We start from the raw sequence: 15,052 nt of genomic DNA, 5'->3' as shown, positions 1-15,052 counted from the left end.
ATCAAAAAAAATTAGTTTCCGATCTCATTGTTCACGTTCAAAATAAACAGATTCAATGTCTAAAAAACTTCTCTTTTTACTGGACGGAATGGCGCTGGCCTACCGTGCTCACTTTGCTTTTATAAACAGCCGGCTCAAAAACTCAGAAGGCATCCCAACAGGGCCTGTTCTGGGCTTTGCAAATACGCTGGAGAAAATGCTGGATGAAGAAAAACCAACCCACATTGCCGTTGCATGGGATACGCACGAACCTACTTTCCGCCACGAGGAAGATGAAGAATACAAAGCCAATCGTCCGCCACAGCCGGAAGAGTTGACCATTGGTATTCCCCTTATCAAGGAAATGGTGAAAGCGTGGGGCATCGAGAATATAGAGCAGGATGGCTACGAAGCGGATGATATCATCGGAACCATCGCCAGCGGTGCCAACGCCGATGACGTAGATGTAATGTTGGTTACACCCGATAAAGATTTTATGCAGCTGGTGCATGATCATATCCGGATGATGAAGCCTGATAACAAAGATGGAGGCTTCAATATCATAGACCGGGAAGGAGTGAAAGACTATTTCGGAGTGTATCCGGAACAGGTGATTGATGTGCTTGCTATGATTGGTGACACCTCGGATAACATTCCGGGCGTGCCGGGAATAGGGAAGAAAGGGGCGCCTAAACTGATTAAGAAGTACGGGTCTTTGGAGAAAGCCATTGAAGATGCTCCTAATATCAGCGGAAAACGAGCCCGCGAAGGCTTGATGGAATATGGTGAGCAGGCCCTTCATGCCAAGTTTATGGTGACCATTAAAACAGATGTTCCGAACACAAAGGATTGGGAAGAATTGGAGTGGAAAGGTCCGGACAAGAAAGAATTGGGCCTATTCTTCAAGAGAATGGAATTCCGTACGCTCACCAAGAAATATATGGGGGAAGAAGGTCCGGTGGCCGAGAAAGAGGGAGACCAGGTAGATTTGTTTGGTTCATTTAAGGAAGAAGCTGAACAGCAGGGGCTGGATGAAGATAAGGTAAACTATGAGCTGATCGATTCTTTAGACAGAGTGAAAGAATTGGTAGAGCAGTTTCAAGATCATAAAGAGTTTTGTTTTGATACGGAAACCGATAGTCCGGATCCGGTTACAGCGAAAATGGTGGGGATTGCATTCTCAGCGACACCGGGAACCGGGTACTATATACCGGTAAATGTGGATGGAGGGTTAAATGAAGGTGAAGTTATTGAAGCTATTCGCCCCTTATTTGAGGATGAAGAAACCACCAAAATTGCTCACAATTATAAATTCGATTACCTGATTCTTTCCCGGGCCGGGCTCGAAATTAAAGGTAAGCCGTTTGATACCATGATTGCCGCTTATCTCATTGATGCGAATCAGAGATTGAAAATGGATGAACTCGCCAAAAGTCTGCTGAATTATAAGCCTGTGCCCATAGAAAAGCTTATTGGGAAAGGTAAGAAACAGATTTCAATGGCCGACTTAACCCCTGAAGAAGTGTATTTATACGCCTGTGAAGACACGGATATTACATTACGGCTGTATGAAATTCTGAGTGAGAGACTCAAGAATGATGAACTGGAAGACATCGCTTATACCGTTGATTACCCACTGATGGAAGTACTTGCAGAGATGGAATACAAAGGGGTTAAGCTGGATGTGGATATGCTGACAACGTTTTCCAAAGAACTGGAAGACGATCTCAATAAGCTGGAGAAAAAAATATATGACAAAGCGGGAGAAGAGTTTAATATTAATTCTCCGCAGCAGCTGGGAACTATTCTATTTGAAAAGATGGAGCTGCCGGCCGGCAAGAAAACCAAAACCGGGCAGTATTCCACGGCAGAGTCTGTACTCACAAAACTGGCTGCAAAATACGAAATGCCAAACCTGATTCTGGACTACCGCCAGCTTGCCAAGCTAAAATCCACTTATGTGGATGCCTTGCCATCTTTGGTGAATGAAGAAACCGGACGCGTTCATACCGACTTTAACCAGAGTGTGGCAGCAACCGGTCGCCTGGCATCGTCAAACCCAAATTTACAGAACATTCCTATCCGAACGGATCGAGGGCGAGAAATCCGAAAGGCGTTTATAGCTGAAGAAGGATATAAAATTATGTCGGCAGATTATTCCCAGGTAGAACTTCGGGTCATCGCACACATTTCCAAAGATGAAGCCATGATTGAGGCTTTTAAGAATGGGGAAGACATTCATTCCCGAACAGCGAAGGAAATATTTAATCTGGATTCGTTAGATGAAGTAACTGCCGATCATCGTCGGAAGGCCAAGGAGGTAAACTTTGGTATTCCCTATGGGTTAAGTGCCTATGGTTTGGCTCAGAACCTCGGCATTGAAAATAATGAAGGGAAAGAGATGATAGATGAATATTTCGAGCGATTCCCGAATATTTTGAATTACATCAACGAGACTAAAGAGTTTGCCCGTGAGCATGAGTATGTGAAAACCCTGCTGGGGCGTCGCCGGTATATTCCTGACATCAAATCCGGGAACTGGAATGTGCGGGGCTTTGCCGAACGGGTAGCCATTAATATGCCCATACAGGGAACAGCTGCGGATATCATCAAGCTGGCGATGATTAATATCCACCACTGGCTCAAAGACAACAACAAGAAAAGCCGGATGCTGCTTCAGGTGCATGATGAGCTGATCTTCGAAATCCACGAAAGTGAGATGGATGATGTTCCTTCAAAAATCATAGAACTAATGGAAACTGCATTCGAAATGGATGTACCGCTGGATGTAGAATCCGGTGTAGCTGAAAACTGGCTGGAAGCTCATTAGGGGTTGGTGATGAGGTGATGAGGTGATGAGGTGATGAGGTGATGAGGTGATGAGGTGATGAGGTGATGAGGTGATGGTTTGCCCTCGCTCCGGATGCTCTGCGTCGGAGTGAATAGTTGTTGGATGGCTAATCATCATTCTTCCTTTAGCTAACCTTTCCAGAGCTATTAAGGCTTTTATGTAGATTAACCTTCTCGGTTTAACTCTGGAAAGGTTACAAATGCCCACATCTTAATACTGGAAAATCCGGAACATTTTAGCTGATAATTCATGTTAGGTCGGCATGAATATCAATACAGACTACGATGTTATTATTGCCGGTTCAGGCATGGGTGGAATGAGTGCCGGCGCCATGCTGGCTAATGCCGGATATAAAGTACTCATCCTGGAAAAAGCACATGCCCCGGGCGGTTGTTCTTCTTCTTATTTTCGGAAAGGATATGTGTTTGAATCAGGAGCGACAACGCTAATTGGCTTTGATGAAAATCAGCCGCTTTGGAAACTGGAAAAAGAAACGGGTATCCAAATTCCCCGGGAAGAAATCACCCCAAGCATGTCGGTTTGGCTGGACGGTGAGCAACTGACGCGCTACAAGGACCGTGATAAGTGGATACAGGAGTGCATTCGTGTTTTTGGGAATGAAGCAGGACAGCGGGCCTTTTGGGAAGAGGCACTGGCTGTTTCTGATTTGGTCTGGAAAATATCGCTGAAGAACCCATTCTTTCCTCCCCAAAAGATATCCGAATGGGTGCAATTGGCTGTCAATAATAATCCACTGGATGTCTGGGTGCTGAAATATGCTTTTCAATCGGTAGAAGATGCAATGCAAAAGTATGGAGTTGATACCCCAAAATTCCGTCGTTTTGTGGATGAACAACTGATGATTACCGCTCAGGCTAAATCACATCAAACGCCTTTTTTATTTGGCGCGGCCGGACTGACGTACACCAATTATTCGAATTACTATGTACTGGGTGGGTTGCTGGAGATGGTGAATGCCATCCGGTCTTTTATTCAAGAAAAGGGAGGGGCGCTACACACCAAAGAAGGAGTGGAAATGATTGATCAGGACGGGGGTCAGTTCCTGATTCACACCAAGAACAAAAGGAATGAGAAGTTTGCCTATCGGGCACCCATTGTAATCTCAAATATACCGGTGTGGAATATGAGCGGTATTACAGCGGGTAATATGAAAGACTACTTTGAAGAGGAAGGCAAAGATTTTAGCGATGCCTGGGGAGCCATCACACTCGGGATCGCTACCACTGATGCCTACCCGGATGAGTTACCCTTACACCATCAAATCCATTTAGACGATGGCACTACAGTACCTTACACCAACTCCGATTCCATCTTTGTATCCATGTCTAAACCGGGCGATACTGAGCGAGCTAAGGAAGGACATCGCACACTTAATGTTTCGACTCATGCTTCGCCGGATTTTTGGTACTCGCTGAATGGAGAATATGAGTCGGCTAAGCAACAGGTTGAGGAGTTCGTCGTTAAGAAACTTGCTCAGAAACTGCCCGGCTTTGCCGATGCAGAAATAGATGTTATTCACACGGCTACACCCATAACGTGGGAAAATTGGGTGTACCGCAAAAAAGGCAGGGTAGGCGGTATTCCCCAAAGTATGGCACGAAGCTTGCTCAAATGGACATCCCACGAAACTCCGTTTAAAGGTTTGTATCTTGTCGGAGATACTACTTACCCCGGACAAGGAATTCCGGGCGTAACTTTGAGTGGAATCAACGTATATTCACGTGTCATCAAGAATCATCAATAAAGCAGAATTTTTTGGATAACTTTTCACCCAATACCCAATTTTCCGTATTTCCGCCAGTCATTAAAAACCTATTGATTATAAATGCGCTGGCGTTCCTGCTCACCAAGCAGCTCTTTGGTTCGGGCTGGACTCCCATTGGTGCTGCCATTGCCCCATATTTAGTTCTGAATCCGCTGGGTGAAGGTTTTATGCCGTGGCAGCTGGTAACTTACATGTTCTTGCACGCCGATCTCAGCCACATCTTCCTGAATCTTTTTGCACTGTGGATCTTCGGGCAGGCCATTGAAAACCTGTGGGGCTCCAAACGGTTTCTTATTTATTATATGCTGACCGGAATTGGAGCAGCCATCATTCACATGTTTATAGGCGGGTATTTCGCTTACACCTTGGGAGCTTCCGGCGCAGTTTTTGGTATTTTGCTGGCCTTCGGAATGATGTTCCCCGACCGATATATCATGCTTTTGATACCGCCTATACCAATAAAGGCAAAATACTTTGTAGGTTTTTATGGGCTGTTCGAATTATTTAATGGGTTGGCAATGCCCAATAGTGGAGTTGCCCACTTTGCTCACTTAGGAGGATTAGTGGTTGGCTTTATCCTGATTAAATACTGGGGACTTAAAAAACCGGAATACTATGGCTAACGGACCTACTTTTTTTACCGGTGGAAATATGAACAGCGGCAACTACGATTCGTTTGGGAATGCTTTCAAGCGGGGCTTTATGCGCATGCCGGTGGCTATCCGGACGATTATTGCCATAAACGCAATAGTGTTTGTGATCCAAATGTTGGGCGGGCAAACCCTGAACAACTGGGTAGTTCCTGCGCTTGGCTTTGATCCGTCTTTCCCGACTTTTCTAACGCAGCCCTGGCGGCTGGTTACCTACATGTTTTTGCATGGAGGGTTTCTCCATTTCTTATTTAATATGCTTTGGCTCTGGTGGATGGGGAGAGCCGTTGAGGAAACGCTTGGACCGAGAAACTTTACGGTAATCTATTTCGGGGCCGGAATTTTGGGAGCTCTGCTTGATGCAGGAATAGCTCAGTTATTTGGTACAGCTCTGGTGATAGGGGCCTCTGGAGCTGTTACGGGTATACTGGTGGCTTTTGCTATGCTATTTCCTACAGCGCCCATTATGCTGTTTCTGTTTCCACCCATTCAGGCCCGGTTTTTTGTAGCCGGCTGGATAGCGATAGATATCCTGTTTCTGGGGAGTTCTGATGGAGTAGCTCGACTCGTACACCTCGGTGGTGCACTCGGAGGATATTTATTAGTGAAAGCTCATCAAAACGGAACCGACCTGAGTATGGTTATCCGTTACGTAGAATATATGTTTGGTAAAGTGAAGCCAGCCGGTAAACCCGGTTCCGGTTCAAAGCGACCGCGAAATAAGAACATGCATATTGTTCAGGATGCGGAAATTGTAGAAGAGATGGATCAGTCTGAACTGGATGCCATCTTGGAGAAGATTTCCAAGAAAGGATATGATTCACTTTCGCCGGAAGAAAAAAGAAAACTATTTGAATTAAGTAAGAAAGATTAGGGCATTATGTCGGCAATTAAGAGACGTAAATCAATACAAGTAATGGTTGGGGACGTTCCCGTAGGGGGAGATGCACCCATCGTGGTTCAATCTATGACAAACACCGATACAGCTGATATCGAAGAGACAGCTGATCAGATTGAACATTTACACCGGGCCGGATCTGAGCTGGTTCGTATCACCGTAAACAATGACGCGGCGGCAAAAGCAGTTCCTCATATCAAAGAGAAATTAATGAACCGGGGAGTTACCGTTCCTATTATTGGAGACTTCCATTACAACGGGCATAAGTTACTTACTCAGTATCCCGATATGGCCGAGGCATTAGCCAACTTCCGAATTAACCCGGGGAACACCGGTACCAAGACCCGCGATGAAAACTTTACCACCATCGTTGAGCAAGCTATCAGGTATGATAAGTCGGTACGAATCGGGGTAAACTGGGGATCATTAGATCAACAGCTGCTCGCCGATAAAATGGATGCCAATAACGAACTGCCGGAGCCAAAAACGGCCAAGGAAGTAATGCTGGACACCATGGTGGAAAGTGCTAAACGTTCATCCAAACTGGCTGAAGAAGTAGGACTTCCATCCAATAAAATCATTATCAGCTGTAAGATGTCGGGTGTACAGGATGTGATTACCGTTTATGAGCGCATTGCCAAAGAAGTAGATTATCCGCTTCACGTAGGGCTGACAGAAGCCGGAATGGGGATGAAAGGAATTGTTGCCAGCTCAGCAGCGCTATCAGTTATTTTACAGCAGGGAATAGGGGATACCATCAGGGTTTCACTAACCCCCCAGCCGGGAGCAGACCGTGCGCTGGAAGTTCAGGTAGCTCAACAGATTCTTCAGTCACTTAAAATCAGAAGCTTTATTCCTCAGGTAACATCCTGCCCGGGATGTGGACGAACCAAAAGTACCTACTTCCAGGAGTTGGCAGAAGAAATTCAGGATTACATTGTTGAGTCGATGCCGGTATGGAGGAAAGCCTACCCGGGAGTGGAAGAAATGGATGTAGCCGTAATGGGGTGCGTTGTAAACGGACCGGGTGAGTCAAGGAATGCCAATATTGGAATTTCCCTGCCCGGAACTTTTGAAGAGCCTAAAGCACCTGTGTATGTTGATGGTGAGCATTTCACTACGTTGAGAGGAGATAACATCGGGCAGGAATTCCGGGATATTCTGGATAACTATATCCGGGAAAATTACGGTAAGAAGAAAGCGGTTACGTCTGAATGAAGAAATGCCTTGTAAGCACTTTCATGTATTCTCAGGATTTTAATCACTGAAATGAAAAAATCTTACATTTCTTGTTTGGCTGATTCTTTCAACAGCAAAATCGTTGATTACACTTTTAGTTTAAGGTGTTGTTATATAATAATTAAGGTTATGTAAATATTTGATCCACGACATTGAAACCCGCCTACATTAGAAAAGCGCTTTTTTAGAAAATCTTCTTGAAAAATTGTAAGCGCTTACATAACATTAAATTCCAAGAACCGGAATAAATAATGTTGGATAAATGCGCTATCTCTTCATACTCTTTTTTAGCCTTACCACCGCCACTGCTTTTGCTCAATATGGAAAAATTCGGGGAGTGGTTACTGATTTTGAAACAGGTGAAACGGTTATAGGTGCTAGTGTAATTATTGAAGGGACGTCCAAAGGGGATGCTACTGATGTTAACGGAGAGTATATTATTACCGGAGTTGAACCGGGCAGCTATAACCTGGTTGTTTCTTACATTGGTTACAGTCAGACTACAGTAGAAGATGTTCGCGTTTCCATAGATCTTACAACGGAAATTAATGTTGAACTGCGGGCACAGGTATTGGAGGGAGAAGAGGTTACGGTTACTGCAGGTAGAGAGTTAATCAGAAAAGATGTAACGGCTAGTCTTTCTTCGGTTACAAGCGATCAGATTGAAGCCATTCCGGTTGAGAATTTTTCTGAAGTCGTAGAACTACAGGCCGGTGTGGTTGATGGTCACTTTAGAGGCGGGCGTACTGGTGAAGTAGGGTATTGGGTAGATGGTGTTCCAGTAACGGATGTGTTTGACGGTAGCCTTTCTGCCGGTGTTGAGAATAGTTCAGTAAAAGAAGTGCAGGTTGTTACCGGAGCATTTAATGCGGAATACGGGCAGGCCATGAGTGGTATCGTGAATATTGTGACCAAAGACGGAAGCAACGAATTTACAGGGTCCGTAAATACTTTTTTAGGGGATTATGTTTCTACCCGAACAGACCTTTTCAGAGGCATTGGCCAAATCAACCCGATTGCCGTTCGAAATGTTGAGGCAAGCCTGGACGGCCCCATTATTAAGGACAAGCTGTTTTTCTTTGCCAGCGCCAGATATTTTGGAAACGACGGCTGGTTCTACGGGCGGGAAGTATTTGATTACAACGATGTGGGCATTAACTCACTGGGTCAGCTTGGTTTGGTTGATACTTTGGGCTCCGGGGATTCTTCTTTAGTGAATATGAATCCTTATGAGAAACTAAATGCCCAGGTGAAGCTCACGTGGCGACCTGTGGCAGGAGTGAAGATTTCAGCAAATGGTATTTTTGGGGGAGAGGAGTTTAAGAATTACAACCACTCTGCTCAGTTTATGCCGCAATTCTCCCGACAGGAATTCACACGTAATTACAGTGCTTATCTGAAAGGTACACACACGCTTTCTAGCAACACCTATTATGATGTGAGTGTGTCGAACACCTATAAGAAATATGAGTCGTATCTATTTGAAGATCCGTTTGACTCAAGATACCTGCCCAACGATTATGCCGGATTCCGGGCAAGTAACGTGACCTCAAACTTCATTGTTGGCGGAACCGAGAATGGTCGAACCAGCCGGGAAACCAGTACATTGATCGGTAAGTTTGACATCACCAGTCAGGTAAATAGTGCGAACCAAATTAAAACCGGAGTCGAGTACCGGTATCATACGCTCAAATACAGTGACAAAACCTCTATTGTAAACAGTCCTGATGGTGGTGTTGAAACCCTTTTTGTTAACTCTGCCTATGATGTGAATCCGATAGAGATTTCAGGATATATACAGGATAAAGTAGAGATCGGAAATCTGATTATTAATGCCGGGGTTCGTTTCGATTATTTTGACTCTAACTTTAGGGTATTTACCGACCCCACAGACCCTAATGTGGTATTTGAAGAGCAGCGCCCGGAAGACCAAAGCCAGGTTTTTGAATCATCTGAGCCCACCTGGCAGTTTAGTCCGCGTTTGGGTATTGCATTCCCGATTTCCGAAACCGGAGCCCTACACTTTTCTTATGGCCACTTTTTCCAGATTCCAAACTTTAACCTGCTGTATCAAAACCCATTTTTCCGGCTTGGAAGTGGTTCAGGGCTAATTGGTCTTCTTGGGAACGCCAATCTGAAACCACAGAAAACCATTAATGGAGAGTTGGGATATAAGCAGGAGTTAAGCAGCAGCTCGGCTGTAGAGGTAACCGCATTTTTCCGTGATATCAGAAACCTCGCCGGTACTGCTACTGACCCGACTGTTGTAGACGGGACATCGGTCCGTTATGGAATCATCAAAAACTCTGACTTTGGATTTATCAAAGGGGTGGTGCTTACATTTGATCAGGGCTTTTCGAACGGATTGTATTTTACAGCAGACTATACCTTCCAGATTGCCAAAGGAAATGCTTCTGACCCGGCTCAGGCCTACAATGCAGCAGCAGCCAAAACGGAACTTGAAAAACGAATTGTACCTCTTGATTGGGATCAGTTGCACACCGTTAACCTTACTGCCAATTATACGTCCAGAGATGGGTGGGGATTTGGAGCTATTTTTAACGCAGGTTCCGGTTTCCCTTACACACCGGATTACACTCTTCGCAGCGGGACTACACCACCTTCCGTAAATCCATTGAACAGTCAACGACGCCCGCCTAAGTACAATCTGGATTTAAATCTTACCAAGAATTTCGAAATGGGCGACAATCAGCGACTTCAGGTTTATGCCAAGATTGATAATGTTCTGGATACCGGTAACGAACAGGGGGTTTTCTCTGATACCGGGACTGCGGAATATTCACTCTACCGAAACGAAGATCTTAAGACCTTCAGGGGTGATATACGGTATCTGAACGAGAATTACGACCGTCCCGATTTTTATAACGAACCGCGACGTGTGGTTTTCGGAGTCCGATATAATTTTTAATTGAATACCAATATGCATCTGTTTGATACTCAAAAAAGCATGAAGAAATTTACTTCCGGTTTAGTTTTTTTATTTGCTGTCCTGTTATTTGCGCAGGACTATGCAACCGCTCAAAATGTTCCTGAATTTCTCAAAGATCCACAGTATCGCTCCAGCAGGGAGTACCGAAAAAGTGCCGAATCTGACGGAAACCGGGTATGGATTACTTTCCACAACTCAGGACTATTAGGCGGGGTAGGTGAAATCCGAGGGCAGTGGCCACGGGGCTCTGATGTAAACTACATTGGTGATGTATCTCCGGTAATTTCTTTGGAAATTCCTGTTGACACCAATGGTGACGGAGAAGCAGATTCTCTGGTTCAGCATTCCGTTACGAACTTTGGTCCCCGGGCAGGGCAGGGTATTCGTCCGGGGCAGACCCAGTTTTGGGGATTTGAGCCCATGGCCGGCTTTGCTAATGATGACGGAGAAAATGACCGTCCGGCTATAAGTGTGGATGAAACCACCTGGCCGAACCGCTGGCCGGATCAGCCAACCTGGATAGCACCCGATGGTAGCCCCGAGTGGAATGGTTTCTTTGGACGGGGAATCCAGAACGCTGATTTTGAGACCTATTTCTGGACAGACGATCACAACGATAAGTTCATGAATGACCTGGCTAATCAGGGTGAAATTTCATCGTTTGAACCAGACAGCACCGATCCTTCCAGGGACGGACAAGGGCTGGCCATGAGCGTTCGGGGACTTCAATGGTCTCAGTTCCTGGCTCAGGATGCCATGTTTTATATTTATGAACTTACCAACACCAGTACCACAACTTATCCTCGAGTATCGGTAGGTTTGGTGGTAGGAACCGCTGCCGGAGAAAGCGCGGTTTCCGGTACCGGTGATACACAGGATGACCTTGCTTTCTTTGATCAGGCCAACCGAATTGTGTATTCCTGGGATGCTGACGGTACCAATAACGATGGAAACGACGTGGGCTACGTTGGGTATGCCTTCATGGAAAGTCCCGGAGATCCGGATGATGGTATTGACAACGATGGAGACGGAGATCCTGATCAGCTGAATATTGATGGTTTCCCATATGTGGATCCATCATTAGCAGGGCAGGGAAATGTTTTTCAACCGCAGGATTTTCAACCCAGAACGCTGAGTGAAGGTGATCCAATTGTATTAATTGATGAAGAAACTGGTGAGCGTTCATTTATTTTCCTGGGCAGTGGTACAACTACTGTAACCTCACAGGGATATGAATATCAAATTTCTCCTGGTATGACTATTCAGGAGACTACAAAGGATGTCAGGAACCGTGACGAGGTTATTACGGTAACTGAGAAGAATTTGATTGATGAAGACTTAGATGGGCTTATTGATGAAGATGAAAAACTGCATTATGAACGACGTCAAGAGAGAATTACCGGGGGTATTGAACAACTTCCTGCACTTTACTACAAGAATTATGTAGGCTTTGCTGAAGATGTTGGAAATGGGGCACCAACCCAGCAAGATTCAATCACTCATGGACTATTAAACCCAATGATTGATGAATCGGGATCGGATGGAATTGACAACGATTCCGACTGGAACCCGCTTACCGATGATGTGGGTGCTGACGGTGTATCCGGAACAGGCGATGCCGGTGAAGGAGATGGTGTTCCAACTATCGGAGAACCCAATTTTGAGAACCTGGATGTGGACGAGACGGATCAGGTTGGCCTTTCCAGTTTCTATTATTTTACTCCTCCGGGTGCTGTACGCCTGAATCAGGATGAACAGGTTTGGGATGCTATGTCTCCGGGTTTTTTCACTCCTAACAATCAGTTAAATGAAGACCGGCAGGCTGGTGGTGTAGACGGTGATTTTATCTTTAGCTCCGGGTATTTCCGACTTGAACCGGGCGAAACCATTCGTTTCTCTCTGGCTCTGGTATTTGGTGAAGACCTTGCCAACATCACCAACAACGTGCAAACCATTCAGGAAATCTATAACCGAAATTATAACTTTGCCCGGCCGCCCGAAAAACCAACGCTTAAAGCGGCTGTAGGTGATGAGCGGGTTACCCTGTACTGGAATAGTATAGCTGAAGAAAGCATTGATCCGATTTTAGGACAGGATTTTGAGGGTTATAAAATTTTCAAAAGTACCGATCCCAACTTCCTGGATCCGGGCAGAATTACTGATGCCTTTGGAAACGATGCTCTGTTGGAGCCTATCGCTCAGTTTGACCTGGATAACGGGATTAACGGGTTATGGCAGGCAGCCGAAGATACGTCCACCGGTCAAAACGACCCGACCTACGTGTATAATCCGGATCTTGCCGACCGGGTGCGTGGTGTTCCTTTCTATTTAGGGGATGATACCGGCCTGAAGCACTCTTTTGTGGATACCAACGTAGTGAACGGTCAAACCTATTATTATGCATTGGCCGCTTATGACAGGGGAAGCATCGATTTTTATCCCGCTGAGAATAACTTCTCGGTAACTATTCGGGATGATGGTTCAACTGTAACAGATATAAACGTGGTAGAAGTAGAACCAAATACTCCTGTTCTGGGGTATCAGGCCGGATCTGTTGTGGGTGATGTCGGTCATCCACAGGGAACGGCAACCGGGGATGTATTTGTGGAAGTTCTGGACCCGGTATTCCTGAAAGAAAATGCAGAGTATGAAGTACGGTTCCCGGGAAATACCTATCCGGCTACTACTTATTCAGTGATTAATAATGGCGACATCATACTTTCGGATATTCCACTTTCGGATGCAGAATCAAACATTTTTGATGGAATGAGACTGGCCTTTCAGAATGATGAAACCCGTATTAATCAGGATGAATCGGGCTGGACTGAGGACGATTCTGTGAAAATTGAAGTACTGGTACGGGATGGAACACTGAGCAACAGTCCATTCTGGCAGTTTGCAGCTCTTAAAGCTCCTTATGACTATGAAATTGAGTTCTTTGACCAGGATGTGGCTACATCGTTGGATACCGTGAATGGTACCGGGCCAAGTGCCAGAAATACACCTGCTGTGGATGTCAATTTCACCGTAACCAATACCGTGACTGGAGAAGAAGTACCATTTGCTTTTGATGAGACTCAGGGCAATCAGGACGGGAGATTGGGCGACCGGGAATTCGTTTATATCTACGACAGCTTTGGTGATTCACTTAGTCCTGTGTTTGAATTCCGAATTGTATATGAAACGGTTCTGGGGCAAGGCCGCGTACCAACCGGAGAGCTGCCTGAAGCCGGTGATATTTATGAAATCAAGACATACAAGTCTTTTGGTTCCAGCGACAGGTATTCATACACCACTAAATCATCTAACGTAGATAATGAGTCAGCTAAAGACAGACTCGATCAGGTTAGAGTGGTACCAAACCCATATGTAAGCGCAGCCAGCTGGGAAGGGAAACTACCGCCAACTATCACAAGTGGGCGAGGGGAACGCAAAATCCAATTCCAGAATGTACCTGAGGGTTCAACAATACGAATCTTCACGGTTCGCGGGGAACTGGTACGCGAACTTCAGCACGATGCCTCCATCGATCGGGGGTATGTGGATTGGGACTTGCGGACGAGGGAGAATCTGGATGTGGCCTATGGAGTCTACTATTATCACCTGAAAGCTCCGGGCGTAGGTACTAAAACAGGAAAAATTGCACTAATTAAATGATGAAAGGTCAAACAATGAACATAGTTAAGGCAGTCAAGTACTGTTTGTTGTTAGCAACCAGCGCGGTTTTAGCAACGAATGTGCAGGCACAGGATAAAGTTGGAACTACAGCCGCCGCTTTTTTAAGTATTACTTCTGGCGCCAAAGCCACGGCCATGGGCGGTGCCTATGTAGCAATTGCTGACGACGGAAGCTCCATGTTCTGGAACCCGGCAGGAATGGCACAGCTTGAAAACAATACGGTGACATTCTCAAATATGAACTGGTTTCTTGACTCCCAAATTCAGGATGCTTCAGTGGTTATAAATGGAGGAAATCTTGGTAATTTTGCTCTTTCCGTTCGTGCGATTGATCACGGTGAAATTGAAGTAAGAACCATAGAGATACCGGAAGGAACCGGGGAGGTATTTACCCCGACTAACCTGGCAGTTGCTGTTTCTTATTCACGATTTATTACGGATCAGTTTTCTATAGGGGCGAATACCAAGTTTGTGCAGGAGAAGATATGGAATGAATCGGCCACCGGCTTTGCGGTAGACCTTGGTGTATTTTACCGCACCAATTTCAGGAACCTTAGAATCGGGATGTCGATGACCAACTTCGGAAATGAAATGAAGATGTCGGGAGATGACCTTCGGCAGGCTATTGACATTGACAAAGGAATTAACGGAAATAATGACCGGCTGGAAGGATACTTAGGAACCGACTCATGGCCTATGCCACTGCTGTTTAAAGTAGGGCTGGCCATTGATGCCTTGGATATGGAAAGCCATAAAGTAGAGCTGGCTGTTGATGCCAAGCACCCAAGCGACAACTCGGAAAGTATTGACCTTGGGCTTGAATATGGCTTTAACGACCTGTTGTTTTTAAGAGGAGGGTACCGAAGCCTGTTTTCCTCCCAAATAGAAGACCAGGGTTTTACAGCCGGGTTTGGACTGAAGTACGACTTTAACGGAATAGGGGCAAACTTCGGAGCCACCTATATGACACATGAGTATTTGGAAGATCCTATTCTGTGGACTTTACAAATTGATTTTTAATA

8 protein-coding genes are annotated in these 15,052 nt (G+C 45.5%); all 8 read left to right on the top strand.

Annotated elements, in window-relative coordinates:
• Window positions 1-55 precede the first annotated feature (55 nt).
• The 8 genes from polA (at window position 56) to ABFW99_RS05355 (ending at window position 15,050) form a co-directional block, all read left to right on the top strand.
• On the top strand, window positions 56-2,809 hold the full coding sequence (gene polA, locus ABFW99_RS05390) for a DNA polymerase I (protein WP_349355141.1): 2,754 nt from the start codon (window positions 56-58) through the stop codon (window positions 2,807-2,809).
• Between the two features lie 283 nt (window positions 2,810-3,092).
• Complete coding sequence (locus ABFW99_RS05385) at window positions 3,093-4,595, top strand: phytoene desaturase family protein (protein ID WP_349355140.1); 1,503 nt, start codon at window positions 3,093-3,095, stop codon at window positions 4,593-4,595.
• Window positions 4,596-4,606: 11 nt separating this feature from the next.
• Window positions 4,607-5,239, top strand: coding sequence for a rhomboid family intramembrane serine protease (locus tag ABFW99_RS05380; RefSeq protein ID WP_349355139.1), 633 nt, complete (start codon window positions 4,607-4,609; stop codon window positions 5,237-5,239).
• Window positions 5,232-6,140 (top strand): rhomboid family intramembrane serine protease, encoded by a 909-nt coding sequence (locus ABFW99_RS05375; RefSeq protein WP_349355138.1) that lies wholly within the window; start codon window positions 5,232-5,234, stop codon window positions 6,138-6,140. The genes ABFW99_RS05380 and ABFW99_RS05375 overlap by 8 nt, the downstream gene beginning before the upstream one ends.
• 6 nt (window positions 6,141-6,146) lie before the next feature.
• Window positions 6,147-7,382 (top strand): flavodoxin-dependent (E)-4-hydroxy-3-methylbut-2-enyl-diphosphate synthase, encoded by a 1,236-nt coding sequence (ispG, locus tag ABFW99_RS05370; protein ID WP_349355137.1) that lies wholly within the window; start codon window positions 6,147-6,149, stop codon window positions 7,380-7,382.
• Window positions 7,383-7,665: 283 nt separating this feature from the next.
• Window positions 7,666-10,332: a TonB-dependent receptor gene (locus tag ABFW99_RS05365; RefSeq protein WP_349355136.1), complete on the top strand. Its 2,667-nt coding sequence runs from the start codon at window positions 7,666-7,668 to the stop codon at window positions 10,330-10,332.
• Between the two features lie 39 nt (window positions 10,333-10,371).
• A complete protein-coding gene (locus tag ABFW99_RS05360; RefSeq protein ID WP_349355135.1) occupies window positions 10,372-14,010 on the top strand; it encodes a hypothetical protein in 3,639 nt (1,212 codons plus the stop codon).
• Window positions 14,011-14,024: 14 nt separating this feature from the next.
• Window positions 14,025-15,050 carry a PorV/PorQ family protein gene (locus ABFW99_RS05355; protein WP_349355134.1) on the top strand — a complete coding sequence of 342 codons (1,026 nt, stop codon included), beginning with the start codon at window positions 14,025-14,027 and terminating at the stop codon, window positions 15,048-15,050.
• Window positions 15,051-15,052 lie beyond the last annotated feature (2 nt).

This window comes from Gracilimonas sp. BCB1 (genome assembly GCF_040117685.2).
GTDB lineage: Bacteria > Bacteroidota > Rhodothermia > Balneolales > Balneolaceae > Gracilimonas.
Note: the sequence above shows the minus strand (reverse complement) of the source record. Positions and strands in the feature narration are given on the sequence as shown.

Coding starts and splice junctions, on each gene's coding strand:
- ABFW99_RS05375 (WP_349355138.1), top strand. CDS start 5,232: ATGGCTAACGGACCTACTTTTTTTACCGGTGGAAATATGAACAGCGGC.
- polA (WP_349355141.1), top strand. CDS start 56: ATGTCTAAAAAACTTCTCTTTTTACTGGACGGAATGGCGCTGGCCTAC.
- ispG (WP_349355137.1), top strand. CDS start 6,147: ATGTCGGCAATTAAGAGACGTAAATCAATACAAGTAATGGTTGGGGAC.
- ABFW99_RS05365 (WP_349355136.1), top strand. CDS start 7,666: ATGCGCTATCTCTTCATACTCTTTTTTAGCCTTACCACCGCCACTGCT.
- ABFW99_RS05360 (WP_349355135.1), top strand. CDS start 10,372: ATGAAGAAATTTACTTCCGGTTTAGTTTTTTTATTTGCTGTCCTGTTA.
- ABFW99_RS05385 (WP_349355140.1), top strand. CDS start 3,093: ATGAATATCAATACAGACTACGATGTTATTATTGCCGGTTCAGGCATG.
- ABFW99_RS05355 (WP_349355134.1), top strand. CDS start 14,025: ATGAACATAGTTAAGGCAGTCAAGTACTGTTTGTTGTTAGCAACCAGC.